At 53.4% G+C, this 13,805-nt stretch carries 11 protein-coding genes; 8 read left to right on the top strand and 3 right to left on the bottom strand.

What is annotated here, in order from left to right; genetic code table 11:
• Window positions 1-3 precede the first annotated feature (3 nt).
• The 4 genes from hyfH (at window position 4) to hycI (ending at window position 2,301) form a co-directional block, all read left to right on the top strand.
• Window positions 4-585 (top strand): hydrogenase 4 subunit H, encoded by a 582-nt coding sequence (hyfH, locus tag J5067_RS00590; RefSeq protein ID WP_264641945.1) that lies wholly within the window; start codon window positions 4-6, stop codon window positions 583-585.
• Window positions 578-1,384, top strand: a complete 807-nt coding sequence (locus J5067_RS00585; RefSeq protein ID WP_264650184.1) for an NADH-quinone oxidoreductase subunit B family protein — start codon at window positions 578-580, stop codon at window positions 1,382-1,384. The genes hyfH and J5067_RS00585 overlap by 8 nt, the downstream gene beginning before the upstream one ends.
• Window positions 1,381-1,782 carry a formate hydrogenlyase maturation HycH family protein gene (locus J5067_RS00580; protein WP_264650183.1) on the top strand — a complete coding sequence of 134 codons (402 nt, stop codon included), beginning with the start codon at window positions 1,381-1,383 and terminating at the stop codon, window positions 1,780-1,782. Before J5067_RS00585 ends, J5067_RS00580 begins: the two co-directional genes overlap by 4 nt.
• 72 nt (window positions 1,783-1,854) lie before the next feature.
• Window positions 1,855-2,301, top strand: coding sequence for a hydrogenase maturation peptidase HycI (gene hycI, locus J5067_RS00575; protein WP_264650815.1), 447 nt, complete (start codon window positions 1,855-1,857; stop codon window positions 2,299-2,301).
• A gap of 66 nt (window positions 2,302-2,367) precedes the next feature.
• Here the strand turns inward: hycI and J5067_RS00570 are convergent, their stop codons facing one another.
• On the bottom strand, window positions 2,368-4,047 hold the full coding sequence (locus J5067_RS00570) for a methyl-accepting chemotaxis protein (protein ID WP_264650182.1): 1,680 nt from the start codon (window positions 4,045-4,047) through the stop codon (window positions 2,368-2,370).
• Window positions 4,048-4,584: 537 nt separating this feature from the next.
• On the opposite strand from J5067_RS00570, the gene J5067_RS00565 reads away from it, so the two are divergent.
• On the top strand, window positions 4,585-5,127 hold the full coding sequence (locus J5067_RS00565) for a 4Fe-4S dicluster domain-containing protein (RefSeq protein ID WP_264641941.1): 543 nt from the start codon (window positions 4,585-4,587) through the stop codon (window positions 5,125-5,127).
• A 38-nt stretch (window positions 5,128-5,165) separates the two neighbouring features.
• Window positions 5,166-7,319, top strand: coding sequence for a formate dehydrogenase subunit alpha (gene fdhF / locus J5067_RS00560; protein WP_264641940.1), 2,154 nt, complete (start codon window positions 5,166-5,168; stop codon window positions 7,317-7,319).
• A 334-nt stretch (window positions 7,320-7,653) separates the two neighbouring features.
• Here the strand turns inward: fdhF and J5067_RS00555 are convergent, their stop codons facing one another.
• Entirely contained in the window at window positions 7,654-9,843 is a 2,190-nt protein-coding gene (locus tag J5067_RS00555) for a sigma 54-interacting transcriptional regulator (RefSeq protein WP_264650181.1), read from the bottom strand.
• A gap of 633 nt (window positions 9,844-10,476) precedes the next feature.
• On the opposite strand from J5067_RS00555, the gene J5067_RS00550 reads away from it, so the two are divergent.
• Entirely contained in the window at window positions 10,477-11,763 is a 1,287-nt protein-coding gene (locus J5067_RS00550; RefSeq protein ID WP_264641938.1) for a dicarboxylate/amino acid:cation symporter, read from the top strand.
• Window positions 11,764-11,846: 83 nt separating this feature from the next.
• Here the strand turns inward: J5067_RS00550 and hypT are convergent, their stop codons facing one another.
• On the bottom strand, window positions 11,847-12,734 hold the full coding sequence (gene hypT, locus J5067_RS00545) for a hypochlorite stress DNA-binding transcriptional regulator HypT (protein WP_264643668.1): 888 nt from the start codon (window positions 12,732-12,734) through the stop codon (window positions 11,847-11,849).
• Between the two features lie 206 nt (window positions 12,735-12,940).
• Here hypT and J5067_RS00540 point away from each other — a divergent pair, with 206 nt between their 5' ends.
• On the top strand, window positions 12,941-13,684 hold the full coding sequence (locus J5067_RS00540) for an aspartate/glutamate racemase family protein (RefSeq protein ID WP_264650180.1): 744 nt from the start codon (window positions 12,941-12,943) through the stop codon (window positions 13,682-13,684).
• The last annotated feature ends 121 nt before the right edge of the window (window positions 13,685-13,805 follow it).

The following is a 13,805-nucleotide window of genomic DNA, read 5'->3' as shown; positions in this document are numbered from 1 at the left end:
ACCATGTTAAAACTGTTCAAAATCCTGCGCGACGCGGGCAACAGTACGGTCAAATACCCGTTTGCACCGCTCGAGGTGCCCGCCGGGTTTCGCGGCAAACCGCAGTACGACCCCGAGCAGTGCATTGCCTGTGCGGCCTGCACCGTTGCCTGTCCGGCTAATGCGCTGACCATGGAAACCGATGTGGTGAACGGCACCCGTACCTGGCAACTGTTTCTCGGACGCTGCATTTTTTGCGGACGCTGCGAGGAAGTGTGCCCGACGCGTGCGATCGTGCTGTCGCAAGAGTTTGAGATGGCTGTCGCCAATAAAGCGGATCTGTTTCAACGCGCCACCTTCCGACTGCTGGCATGCCACGAATGCCACCGCCCCTTCGCCCCGGAGAAAGAGGTGGCTTATACGGTAGCCCTGCTGCAACAGGCTGGCATGTCGGCGGAAGATGCAGAAGCCCGACGCGCGCAGTTCGAAACCTGCCCGGAATGCAAACGCAAACAGAGCATGCCGCATAAAGGTAACGTAACGCTGAGCCAGCATTTTATCACGCCGCCTGCGGCGGCTTTCAGTCAAGGGGGCCATCATGAGTGAACCACTCAACGGCGTAGATGTTCCTTCATCGGTCCATACGCGCAGCACGCCCATCCAGCTAGATGAACAGACCCAGCAGTTAAAGAAAACGTTGCTGAAAGATATCCAGCGTTCTGCCTACGTCTATCGTGTCGACTGCGGTGGCTGCAACGGCTGTGAAATCGAAATATTCTCCGCCATCACCCCGGTTTTCGATGCCGAGCGTTTTGGCATCAAGGTGGTGGCCTCGCCGCGCCATGCCGATATTCTGCTGTTTACCGGCGCGGTCACGCGGGCGATGCGCAGCCCGGCACTGCGTGCCTATGAATCTGCACCCGACCCGAAAATCTGTATCTCCTACGGTGCCTGCGGCTGCGGCGGCGGTATCTTCCACGATCTCTACTGCGTGTGGGGCGGCAGCGATACCATCGTGCCGATTGATGTGTATATCCCCGGCTGCCCCCCTACGCCAGCCGCCACGATATACGGCTTTGCCGTGGCGCTGGGGTTGCTGGAGCAGAAACTGCAGGGCGTCAGCACGCAACAAGGAGAAGATGAGCAGGCCGCGCTGCTGTTGCCTGACGCGCCGCTGGATTTACGCGTGCAGTTGGAGCGGGAAGCCAGACGCATGGCGGGCTATCGTCAGGGCCGAGAAATCAGCGACGCGTTTATCAACCTGCTGCTCCAGTCACCGCAGGAGATGCTGGAGGCGCGCGTTAACGCCTATCTGGCACACCAAAACGATCCGCGTTTGAGTGAAATCGTGCGGCGCTTACTGGCGCAATATCACGGCTGGCAGCAGGGAGTTCGGCCACTATGAGTGCAAAAGTCATCTTTTACGCGCTAAGCCAAAAGTTTCTCGACAGTAAAGAGAAGGTGCCGGAACAGGCGCAGCAAGTCATGTATTATTCGCTGGCCATCGGCCACCATGTCGGCGTGATCGACTGCCTGAAACCGGTGCTGACGTGCCCGCTCGACGACTATCAGACATGGATAGCCCAATTGCCTGCCGGTGATGCACAGCGCAAAATGGCGGGCTTGCTGAAATTTGGCGAAATTACCCTCGACAGTTCACATACCCGGTTGTTGCATCAGGCATTTAGCGCGCTGGGAAACGGCGATCGTTTTGCCGCCTGGAGCGCCACCCTGCTCGACTATCTGGTCGCCATTGAGCGCGAGTCTGCACTGTACCTGATGGTTAAACGGAGGGAGGAGTAAGCCATGGATTGGGAAACGCATCTTGCCAGTCTGGACACCCTTGATACCGATACGCAGTGCTCCGCACCCAACATGGTGCTGGCGGTAGGCAATGTGATGATGGGTGACGACGGCGCAGGCCCGTTGCTCGCCGAGCGCTTGCAACAGAGCCCGCTAGCGGGTTGGGCGGTCATCGACGGGGGTGCCATCCCGGAAAATGCGGTGCATCGCCTGCGCGCCGCGCCGCCGCAGCGCCTGTTAGTGGTAGACGCCACGGACATGGGACTCGAACCGGGAGCCATACGCATCGTCGATCCGACGCGCATTGCCGAAGATATGCTGATGAATACCCACAGCATGCCGCTCACCTTTATGATTGATACGCTGCAAACGTTTATTCCGGAAGTGATTTTTGTCGGCATTCAGCCAGCACTGGTGGCATTTTATTGCCCGGTCAACCGCGCAGTCACGCAGGCTGTAGAGCAGATTTATCAGCAGTTACCGCACTGGCACGGTGACGGCGGATTCGCGCGATTGTAAGCATTTACAGTTACGGATATCAAAAAGCAAAACGCCCCGCGATAGGCGGGGCGTTGCTATTGCGGCTTAGAATTTCTCCCAGCCGCCATGGGCCGAGTTCTGCCCGCCGGAAAGCAGCGCCGTGGGTCGAGGCGCTACGCCTGGCCGTTTGACCAGCGGTTTAATGACACTCTGTGTCGGTCGGGATGCAGGCGCTGACTCCGTCAGGTGGAACACATCGACCGCCGCCAACAAGCCGTCGGCTTCGTCTTCCAACTCGGCCGCCGCTTCGGCAGACTGCACCACCAACGCCGCATTCTGCTGTGTCACACGATCCATTTCATGCACCGTTTGGCTGATTTGCGAAATGCCGTGGCTCTGCTCCTCGGTCGCCGCAGCAATTTCACTGATCACATCATTAACGTGGCTCACTGACTCGATAATGCCACTCATGGCTTCACCGGATTGCTGCACCTGACTGGCCCCGGCTGACACACGCGTCACTGATTCCGCAATCAGCGCTTCAATCTCTTTCGCCGCCTGAGCACTGCGCTGCGCCAGACTGCGCACCTCACCGGCCACCACGGCAAAACCCTTGCCCTGTTCACCGGCCCGCGCCGCTTCTACCGCCGCATTCAGCGCCAGGATATTGGTCTGGAACGCGATACCATTAATCACGGTGTTAATATCAGAGATCTTGCGCGAACTGGCGCTGATGTCATTCATGGTTTGCATTACATTTTTGCTGATGTCACCACCGCGTTTCGCCATATTTGACGCATCCTGCGCCAAACGACGCGCCTGATGCACGTTTTCGGTATTCTGTTTTACCGTGGCGCTCATCTGTTCCATGCTGGCAGCGGTCTGCTGTAGCGCCGCCGCCTGCTGCTCGGTGCGCGAGGAAAGGCTATCGTTCCCCTCCTTGATGTTGGCCGTGCGATCCTGCACAACGCTTGCGCCTTGTCGGATAGAGGTGACGGTATCGCGCAAGGTTTTCTGTAGCAGTTTGATATCGGGAATCAGACGGCCCGCGCAGTTGCGGCCAAACTCGGTGAGTTCATAGCCCAAACGCCCCGCCGTTAATTGTGCCAGATGGGATTTCAGCACGCTGATCGGCTTCACCAGATAATTTTTCAGATAATATTCGGTGAAAAACAGTGCCAACACCCCGACAAGCAAGGCGGCAATCAGCGCATTACGGTTATTCTCGTGGTGGCCTTGCGCTTCGCCGATGGCGGGCGATGCGGCAACCTGATCGGTGTAGCGTTTGATTTCATCGCCAAAGGCATTCACCATGGGAGAGGTTTGGTTCAGACGTTGCCGTAACGCATCCGCATCATTTTGCTGCAACGCCTGCTGTAACGGTTCCAATGCAGAAGTCACCAACGCCGACCAAGTGCGAACCACGCCCTCAACCGCAGCGGATGTGACATCGCCGTGCGCGCTGTTTTTGAACGCGTCCAACGCCGATTTCACATTGGCAATCGTCGGCTGCGCCTGCGCCAGCGCCTGCCGGGCATTTTCCGCCTCACCGTTTTGCGTGTAGTTTGCCGCCCGTTCGAGCGTCGTCATGGCACGAAAAGATTGTTCAACACCGTAGAGCAGTTGCGCATGGCTCTTTTTTTGCACTTCACTTTGCGCGATAAGCTGGGTCGCCTGTTGCAGGGAGTACAGGCTATAGCCAGATGCTACGCCCCAGATTGCCAAGAGAAACGCCACAATCATCAACACCATAACTCTTATACTGATGTTCTTCAGAAAGCTCATATCACCACTCCATCATGCCTTCCCATACATCAGTGACAGGCAAGCCCAAAGGCACAACACTGCACCGAAAAACGGAAGGAGGTTGAATCGCCATCGTATAGTCAGACCCACCGACAGGAGCCAGCAGGAAACATTACCGAGTTTCAGACATGCGCCCTGAAAGCTTGCCTGCACCGGAATATCGGCCAATGAGAACACCGTTAAATAAGAAACCCTTTTTTATAAAATATGCACGCCGAGTCCATTACAGGCACCCTTTTGAAGTATAGGCAGTGAATAAGGAAACGTGAGGCAAATTACATAAAACGCTCTTTATTCCCGTCACTGCCATCGTCAAATCTGCCGAAATCCAGCTTCAGTGGTGTCGTCACCGGATGTCGACACCCAACAACATCTTATTTTTTTAATATACCAATCAACATATTACATTTTTATTATCAGGTTGGCATAAACCCTGCTTTATGTAGGGCGATCCGCCGACACCGGCAAAGTGTCGACACCTACGTTATGTACAGAGCCGAGGAAGGAGAGCCCGTCATGAACCGGTTCGTTATTGCAGATTCCAAAAGATGTATCGGTTGTCGCACCTGCGAAGTCGCTTGCGTGCTGGCCCACGGCGATGGCAATACGGCATCGCTCAGTGCAACGCAGTTTGCACCGCGTCTCACGGTGGTAAAGAGCCTTGATGTCAGCACCACCGTTCAATGCCGCCATTGTGAGGACGCCCCCTGTGCCAATGTGTGCCCCAACGGCGCCATTGTCCGCGCGCAGGACAGCATTCAGGTAAGGCAGGAAAAATGTATCGGCTGCAAGACCTGCGTGGTGGCATGTCCCTACGGTGCCATGACCGTGATCAGTAAACCGGTCGTCAGAATCAGCCATCATCAGTTGATGGGGAGTGGGATGAAAGCCGAAGCACATAAATGCGATCTGTGTCAGGAGCGCACGGCTGGCCCGGCGTGTGTTCAGGTGTGCCCCACCAAGGCGCTGCATCTGGTCAGCCGCGATGATATCGACACCATGATCCAACAAAAACAACGGCGTGCGGCACTTGATGACGCCGCAGGAATCCAGTTCTGAACGGTGCCGTCCAGGTACGTGCAAGGAGATACAACATCATGCAAAAAGTGATTACCGTCTGTCCTTACTGTGGGTCAGGCTGCAAGATCAACCTGCTGGTTGAAAACGGCAAAGTGGTTGGCGCAGAGGGTGCGAACGGCGTAACCAACGAGGGCGAACTGTGCCTGAAAGGCTACTACGGCTGGGATTTTCTCAACGACACCAAACTGCTCACCCCGCGTTTGACCCAACCGATGATCCGGCGCCAAAAAGGCGCGCCGTTTGAGGTAGTGTCCTGGGATGAAGCCATCGGTTTTGCCAGTTCTAAGCTGCTCGCCATCAAAGAAAAGTACGGCCCGGATGCCATCATGCATACCGGTTCATCACGCGGTCCCGGTAACGAAACCAACTACGTGATGCAAAAATTTGCGCGCGCAGTGACCGGCACCAACAATATCGACTGCTGCGCCCGCGTCTGCCACGGCCCTTCCGTGGCCGGATTGCAGGTGACGCTCGGCAACGGTGCCATGAGCAACTCCATTTGCGAGATTGAGAATACTGAGTGCATTCTGGTGTTTGGCTACAACGCCGCTGACTCTCACCCCATCGTGGCACGTCGCATCATCAAAGCCAAAGAGCGTGGCGCAAAAGTTATCGTGTGCGATCCGCGCCACATCGAAACAGCCCGCATCGCCGATCTCTGGCTGCCGCTGAAAAACGGCTCCAACATGGCGTTGGTTAACGCGTTTGCCAACGTATTGATCAACGAGGGACTTTACGACACCAACTTTGTTGCACAGCACACGGAAGGATTTAATGAATACCGTGCGTTGGTGGCCAAATACACTCCGGAATACGTTGCAGAAATCACCGGTCTGTCTCCGCAGTTGATTCGCGATGCCATGCGTATGTATGCCGCCGCACCGTCTGCCACCATCCTGTGGGGCATGGGCGTCACACAGTGGACGCAGGGCGTTGACGTGGTGAAAGGGCTTTCCGGTCTGGCGTTGCTCACCGGTAATCTGGGGCGTCCCAACGTCGGCGTTGGCCCGGTGCGTGGTCAAAACAACGTGCAGGGTGCGTGCGACATGGGCGCGCTGCCGAACCAATTCCCCGGCTACCAGAATGTGACCGACCCAGACGTGCGAGCCAAGTTTGCCAAAGCCTGGGGCGTGCAAGATCTGGCCGGACATGTCGGTTATTCACTGACGGATGTGCCGCACAAAATCAAGGAAGGTAAGATCAAGGCCAACTACCTGATGGGGGAAGACCCACTTCAGACGGAGCCGGATTTGTCGATGGTGCGTGAAACCTTCGCCGAATTGGAACTGCTGATCGTACAAGACATCTTTATGACCAAGACGGCGGCAATGGCGGACGTTATCTTCCCGGCGACCTCCTGGGGAGAACATGAAGGGGTGTATTCCGCTGCTGACCGTGGCTTCCAGCGCTTCTACAAAGCGGTGCAGGCAAAAGGCAACGTCAAGCCTGACTGGGAGATCATCAGCCTGATGGCAACGGCGATGGGCTACCCGATGCACTACAACAATACTCAAGAAATTTGGGACGAACTGCGCCACCTGTGCCCGCTCTACTTCGGCGCAACCTACGAGAAAATGTCCGGTTTGGGCTACATTCCCTGGCCGTGTCTGACGGAGGATAGCCCCGGCACACCGTGGCTGTATGCCGGTAACAAGTTCGACCGTCCTGGCGGCAAAGGATTGTTGTTTGCCACGGAATGGCGTCCGCCGATGGAACAAACCGACAGCGATTATCCGTTGGTGCTCTCCACGGTGCGCGAAGTGGGCCACTACTCATGCCGCTCCATGACCGGCAACTGTACTGCGCTGCAAACGCTGGCGGACGAACCGGGCTACGTACAAGTCAGCCCGGCAGACGCTGAACACCTTGGCCTGCGCGATCAGCAGTTGGCGTGGGTCTCTTCCCGTCGTGGCAAGGTGATCAGCCGCGTGATGGTCAGCGAACGCATCAATAAAGGTGCGGTATACATGACCTATCAATGGTGGATCGGTGCCTGTAACGAGCTGACGCTGGATGAAGTTGACCCCATATCCAAAACGCCAGAATACAAGCACTGCGCGGTGAAACTGGAAGCCATTGAGAATCAGGCATGGGCTGAAAACTTTGTGCAACAAGAATACAGCGCATTGAAAGCCCGCCTGCGGAAGGAAGCCGAAGTGGCGGGAGCGTAAACCCCGATTGTCAATGCGGCAGGGGTTGACGTTCCGCGTTAAATGACGCTGAGGAAAGGGTTGCCGCCAGGATGAGCGACAGGGATGTCGCGAAAGCGCTCGCCGCGTCAGGAACGCGTCGAGCGCGGTCCGTCCGGCGGCCACCATTTCTGAAGGCATCGCGCAGCGACGTCATTCCGCGCACAGCCAGGGGCCATGGGGCGACGGCGACTGAGCCGCCCCATGTCGGGCGCGTGCCACGCGGTAGGCAGAGAAATACCGCTTTTTTCGCGCACGAAACCCTACGCAATAGCACATGAAATTACCGCCGTTGAAAAAGCGGAGACACGCTGTCTTACTCCATCTCCTCAATATCTTTCACCGAGATCCCCATACGCTGCATCCGCGATAACAACGTGGTACGTTTCACCCCCATGCGCGCCGCTGCGCCTTTTGGCCCGGCGACGATACCGTTGGTTTCACGCAGCACGCGGATAATTTTTTGCCGCTCGGATTCCACTTCGTCGTCCTGTAACGGCTGACGGGATGGCATATCCTGTGGGGCAGCAACAGGTTTTTGAACATCGCTCGCTGACGGTGGCATCTGCTGAAACTCCGCCAGTTGCAGATTCAAGGTGGTGCCACGCGTGAGGATCACCGCGCGCTCGACGACATTTTCCAATTCCCGCACATTGCCCGGCCACGGCAGGCGGCTTAAACGACGCAGCACCTCAGAGGGAATATTGTCGATAGTGCGGTTCATCCGGCGGGCTATCTTGTGCGTGAAGAACTTCACCAGCAGCGGAATATCCTCTGGGCGCTCCCGCAACGGGGGAATGACGATGGGGAAGACATTCAACCGGTAATAGAGATCGCTGCGGTATTCTCGATCTGCCACCATCTGTTTTAAATCACGGTTGGTGGCTGCAATCAGGCGCACGTCAACAGAGATGACCTTACTGCCACCGAGTCGTTCAATTTCTCGCTCCTGCAACACGCGCAGCAGTTTGGGTTGCAACTCCAGTGGAATATCGCCCACCTCGTCGAGAAACAGCGTGCTGTTATCCGCCAGTTCAAAACGGCCCTGACGTTGCGCACTTGCCCCGGTAAAAGCCCCTTTTTCATGACCAAACAGATCACTCTCCAGAAGCCCGGAAGGGATAGCGGCACAGTTCATTTTTACCATGCGTTTGCCCTGCCTTGGGCTCAAGCGGTGTATGGCCCGGGCAATCAACTCTTTGCCGGTGCCCGTCTCGCCCAAAATCAGCACCGTGCTGTCGCTGGCGGCCACCATCTCTACTTGTTCCAACACCTGACGAATGGCCTGGCTGCAACCAATGATTTCACCAAAAGCATCGTCGCCATGCTGACGTACATGCTCGGTCAACTGTTCCGTCAGATAGAAGTTTTCATGGATCAGGCTGTCTTTCAGGCGGGTTATCTGCTCGTAGGCCACGGCGTTATCCAGCGCAATTGCGATACGTGCCGCAATTTGCCGCAACAGCCGAATATCCGCGTCGGTTACCGCCAATTCATGACGGTGGGCCAACTCCAACACCCCTAATACTCTGGTGCCAAAGGTTAGCGGCAATAGACACGCGTGGGTTAAGCCCCCGTCAAGTCGCTGCGCCAACGAACAACGCGTCGGTGTACCGGGTATCCCCTCCCCCGGTGCACTCAGCACCACGGCATTGTTTTGCATTACTTGCGCTGCCAGGGTTTCCGTCAGCGGCACTTTGCCTTGTTTGTGGTATGAGGTTTTTCCTGCGGGACTTTCTCCAGCAGGATAATGAGTGGCATAGTAGGTTAACGGCCCGTCCTCGTTCTCACCATCCCCCAGCGCCAGCGCGATAAAATCAATGCCAAAGAAACGGTGGATCTCGCGCGAGACCTCTTGCGCTAACGCCTTTAATTCCAGTTTGGAGATAACGGTATTGGTAACATCCACCAGAATGCGGTAGTGATCGCGTTCATGGCGCAGGGATTCTGTCTCTTTCTGCGACTGCTCGCGCGTCATGATATTTTCCAGTGCGCAGGTCACTACACTGGCCAATGCTTGAAAAAAAGCGATTTCACTGTCATCAAACAGGCTGCCATCCGCCTTGAGAAACTCCAGGCCACCCATCACGCGATCCGCACCCGTTCGTACCAGTGGCACCAGGCAGTAATCGCTTAACCCTAAATAGGCAGGATGTTGCGCCAGATAAGGGTAATCGCGCAAAAAATGCAAACGATCGCGCCGCTGGAGTGTGGCATAGGTCCAGCTCGCACTGCCCGGCCCTTCAGCCAGCAATGCCCCCTCTTCACTGCTCGTCACCTTGTCGGTAAGCGGATCGTAGCGGTAAAAGCGAATCTGATTATGTAGGGGGTTCAACCAGAGCAGATGGACACGCTGAAACCTCACCACCGAAAAGGAGGCCCCTTGCAAAACCTGCAACAGATCGTCGACTGTGCGTTGTTGCAACAATGATTGGGAAACCTTTAACAGCGTATCCTGCCAGAGAATAGACTGTCGGGATGGAGAATCCGTCAAATGTATCGCCATAGCCACCGCAGTTTAATCACCATAATCCTTAAGGGTAATAGTGTAAGGGCTGACCACAGGAAATGACACGATGCGATAGCCATAGCTTGATCTGAATCGTGATTCATTTTCCTGAAGACAACCAGGGTGGCCCGTATTAACGAATTTTGATATTACTCACAGAAAATTACTGCAATAAATGAATGCCGCAACAGAGAATTTGTCTGCGATCGGCGCGCTGTTGCAGCACACTTTTCCCTCAGCTCTTCATTCTATTAATTACTAAGAGCGCAGTTTTCATAAGCAAAAATGATAACCATGCATATCAATGACAACAACAACCATTAACTTATTGTTTTAAATATAAATTCAATTCAGCTCAACGAATGAACAATCACCATTTAATTCTCATTTTAGATAAAAAAACTAAAATAAATGCGTTTTTTGCATAATTGTTTCTGTCTTTGCATGGCGAGGTATAAGAAAAAAAAGGTAAAACCGTAGAATCGTTGTAATATCTTGGCCCAGGCAATATCACCCATAAAACATGACTGGTGCAGCAGGTCGTGCTTTTCGCAGGCATGGCCGCCGAGATCTGCTGACTGCCAATAACAATGTTTATTGCCTGAGTTTATTCATCAACATGAGGTCACTATGCAAAGGCAGAAGTTATTTAAGCAGATAGCGCTGGCTATCATCTTAGGGATATTGATTGGCTGGGCTTGTCATCATTTTCTGGATGGCGCACGAGCAAAAGAAGTTGCATCATACTTCAACATGGTCACCGACATCTTCTTACGCATGATCAAAATGATCATCGCACCGCTGGTGTTTGCTACCCTGGTTTCCGGGCTGGCAAGTATGGGCAACTCATCGGATGTAGGCCGTGTCGGTCTTAAAGCGATGACCTGGTTCATTACCGCTTCAGTTATTTCACTGCTGATCGGTATGCTGTTTGCCAACATTTTCCAACCAGGCGCAGGCATGAACCTGACCGCGCCAGCCACAGCGGTTGCAACTGGACTGAATACTGACGGCTTTACGTTGAAGAGCTTCATCAGCCATATCTTCCCGAAAAGCATCGTAGAAGCCATGGCGAACAACGAAATCCTCCAGATTTTAGTGTTCTCACTGTTCTTTGGTTCTGCGCTGGCCTATGTCAAAGCGAAAAACAAAGCAGCCACAGCCATCGATTCTTTGATTAATGAACTGGCTAAAGTGATGTTCCGCGTCACTGACTACGTGATGAATCTGGCACCCATCGCCGTGTTTGCTGCGTTGGCTTCTGCTATCACTACGCAAGGTCTGGGTCTGATTTATGACTTTGGTAAACTGATTGGCGAGTTCTATATTGGTCTGGCTGTGCTGTGGGCGGTATTGTTTGGCGCTGGCTATCTGTTCCTCGGCAAACCGATTTTCCACCTGGCCAAACTGATTCGCGAACCCACCATGCTGGCCTTCGCTACGGCAAGCAGCGAATCGGCTTATCCTAAAACCATGGAAGCACTGAACAAGTTTGGTGTGCCGAAAAAGATCTCCAGCTTCGTATTGCCGTTGGGTTATTCGTTCAACCTCGACGGCTCGATGATGTACCAGTCTTTTGCCATCCTGTTTATCGCGCAAGCATACAACATTGACCTGAGCATCACTCAGCAGATCCTGATTCTGTTAACGCTGATGATCACCAGTAAAGGCATGGCGGGTGTTGCACGCGCTTCTGTTGTTGTCGTGGCGGCAACGCTGCCGATGTTCAGCCTGCCGGAAGCCGGTATTCTGCTGATTATCGGTATCGACCAGTTCCTGGATATGGGCCGTACTGCCACTAACGTAGTGGGTAACAGTATCTCCACCGCAGTGGTCGCGAAGCTCGAACAGAAAAATGGATTGATTGAAGATGACGTTGACGAAGAAGTCGAATACGACGAAGTCAAAGTCAGCTAAACCATCAACATCAGTGAAATAGCACACAACTGAAAAGCGGCCGATTGGCCGCTTTTTTTATCTGCGTAACTACGCACCGCTGGCTAATGATTCAAGCTCTTCATATAGCGCCAAAATTTCTCAGACGCGACATTGAGTTTGGCATTCATTCGATACAGGTAAACCCCCATGCGCATTACCGCATCGGGCATATCCAGCACTGCAAGCTCCCGATTTTTAAGTTCCTCCCGAATGGAGTAATCCGGTAACCAGGCAATGCCGTAGCCCTGCAACGTCATACGTTTAAGCAGGTCGCTCATCGAAGAAACAAACGTTATTGAAAAACGCTCGCTGTTGGTGGCAGAAAGATAACGGTTCACCTGCCGCCCCATATAGCTGGTATCGGTGTAATTGAGCAGCGGCACCGTTTCGGATCGGGGGTTAAAAACGGGCTTTCCGGTTTTATCGCAAGCGCTGACCGGATAGAGATGGGATTCGAGGATCTTGGTGTGCATAAAAGGTTCAGACATTAGCTCTTCATTAAAGAAGGAAAAAATAAAATCACTTTTCCCCTCTTTAAGATTGAGAACAGCCTCATCGACATCGATAGATTCCACATAGAATATTTTTTCCTGTGGTTCCGGTACCGTTTTTAACAATTCAGGAAGAATAAATACCGATAGTGAATGAGCGGCGGCCAGGGTGATTTTATTTTTATAGTGGCTACCGCCGTGTAATTTATTTAACTGATAGGCCAGATCGTCTAGCGTATTACGAATATGGGCATGAAATAGCCGCCCTTGCTCCGTCAGTTTTAACGGGGTGGCATTTCTGTCAAATAATTCAATGCCGATGGCCGTTTCCAGCGCACGAATTCGACGGCTGAATGACGACTGAGAAATATTACGTTTTTCCGCAGCCAACGTAAAACTGCGATGTTCTTCCAACGCAATAAAGTCATACAGCCATTTTGTTTCAATGTTATTAAGCACACTCACCTCTATTCATCCTCAGGCCGCACAGCGCCTGACGCTACCACCACCGCTGCTGTACAGCCTGCGCAGTAGCATAACCAGGAAAAGCATAGCCACCGGGTTGGCTATGCAAATCATACATAGGGGATGGGAATTTAGCAATTCACATTCCTGCTGGTTGTGCGAAGATATTTTCAATCCTTTCATGTATTGAGGTTAATAACGTGAATAATTTAATCGGTATTCTTGGTGGAATGGGGCCAGGGGCGACGGTTGACGCCATGCAGAAATTAATTAACAACACACCGGCCAATAAAGACCAGGATCATATTCCTACCATTGCGGTATCCATCCCTGACATCCCGGATAGAACGCAATGTATTTTGAACCATGGCGCATCACCGTTGGATAAAATGGTTCAATATATGAAAATCCTCGAAAATGCCGGAGCAGAATGTATTATCATTCCTTGTAATACCGCTCATTTTTGGTTTGATGAATTAAAAAAACGCACTCATGTCGAAATGATCAGTATCATCGACACCACCTGCGAGTTGATTAAACAGCAACATTTGCACGCTGTTGGATTACTGGCAACCACCGCCACGTGCAAAGCAAAAATTTATCAGGATAACCTTAGCGCGCTGGGTGTCACCTGTCAGATCCCGGATGACACTGCACAGCAGGCGGTAATGGAAAGCATTTATGCCTACAAGGCAGGCCGCATTGCCGATGCGCATCGACTTCTGGCACCGGTCAGAGACAGATTGCTTGATGCGGGCGTGGAAAAGTTGATTCTCGGCTGTACTGAGCTGCCGTTAATTCTCCAGCACGATATGACATCAGCACCAGAACACTACATTGATGCAACGGATGCACTGATCAAGAAAACCGTTGAGTGGTATTTCGCCCACTCTCCGCGCCATCCCAGCCATCAGGGTACGCCCCATCACCCGATTGCTGCCTGAGAACGATGCCCCACCACTTTTATGCACCAAGGTTGACCGCGATAAACACCGCTGATTTGCCCTGATTTTCGCCGCAACGCAGAAAAAAAGGGCGATCTGCCTAATCTCTCAGCAAACGATC

This window comes from Candidatus Symbiopectobacterium sp. NZEC151 (genome assembly GCF_025962655.1).
Taxonomy (GTDB): Bacteria; Pseudomonadota; Gammaproteobacteria; order Enterobacterales; family Enterobacteriaceae; genus Symbiopectobacterium.
The sequence above is the reverse complement of the archived record's forward strand: the minus strand, read 5'-3'. Positions and strand labels throughout refer to the sequence as shown.

Coding starts and splice junctions, on each gene's coding strand:
- hyfH (WP_264641945.1), top strand. CDS start 4: ATGTTAAAACTGTTCAAAATCCTGCGCGACGCGGGCAACAGTACGGTC.
- J5067_RS00585 (WP_264650184.1), top strand. CDS start 578: ATGAGTGAACCACTCAACGGCGTAGATGTTCCTTCATCGGTCCATACG.
- J5067_RS00580 (WP_264650183.1), top strand. CDS start 1,381: ATGAGTGCAAAAGTCATCTTTTACGCGCTAAGCCAAAAGTTTCTCGAC.
- hycI (WP_264650815.1), top strand. CDS start 1,855: ATGGTGCTGGCGGTAGGCAATGTGATGATGGGTGACGACGGCGCAGGC.
- J5067_RS00570 (WP_264650182.1), bottom strand. CDS start 4,047: ATGAGCTTTCTGAAGAACATCAGTATAAGAGTTATGGTGTTGATGATT.
- J5067_RS00565 (WP_264641941.1), top strand. CDS start 4,585: ATGAACCGGTTCGTTATTGCAGATTCCAAAAGATGTATCGGTTGTCGC.
- fdhF (WP_264641940.1), top strand. CDS start 5,166: ATGCAAAAAGTGATTACCGTCTGTCCTTACTGTGGGTCAGGCTGCAAG.
- J5067_RS00555 (WP_264650181.1), bottom strand. CDS start 9,843: ATGGCGATACATTTGACGGATTCTCCATCCCGACAGTCTATTCTCTGG.
- J5067_RS00550 (WP_264641938.1), top strand. CDS start 10,477: ATGCAAAGGCAGAAGTTATTTAAGCAGATAGCGCTGGCTATCATCTTA.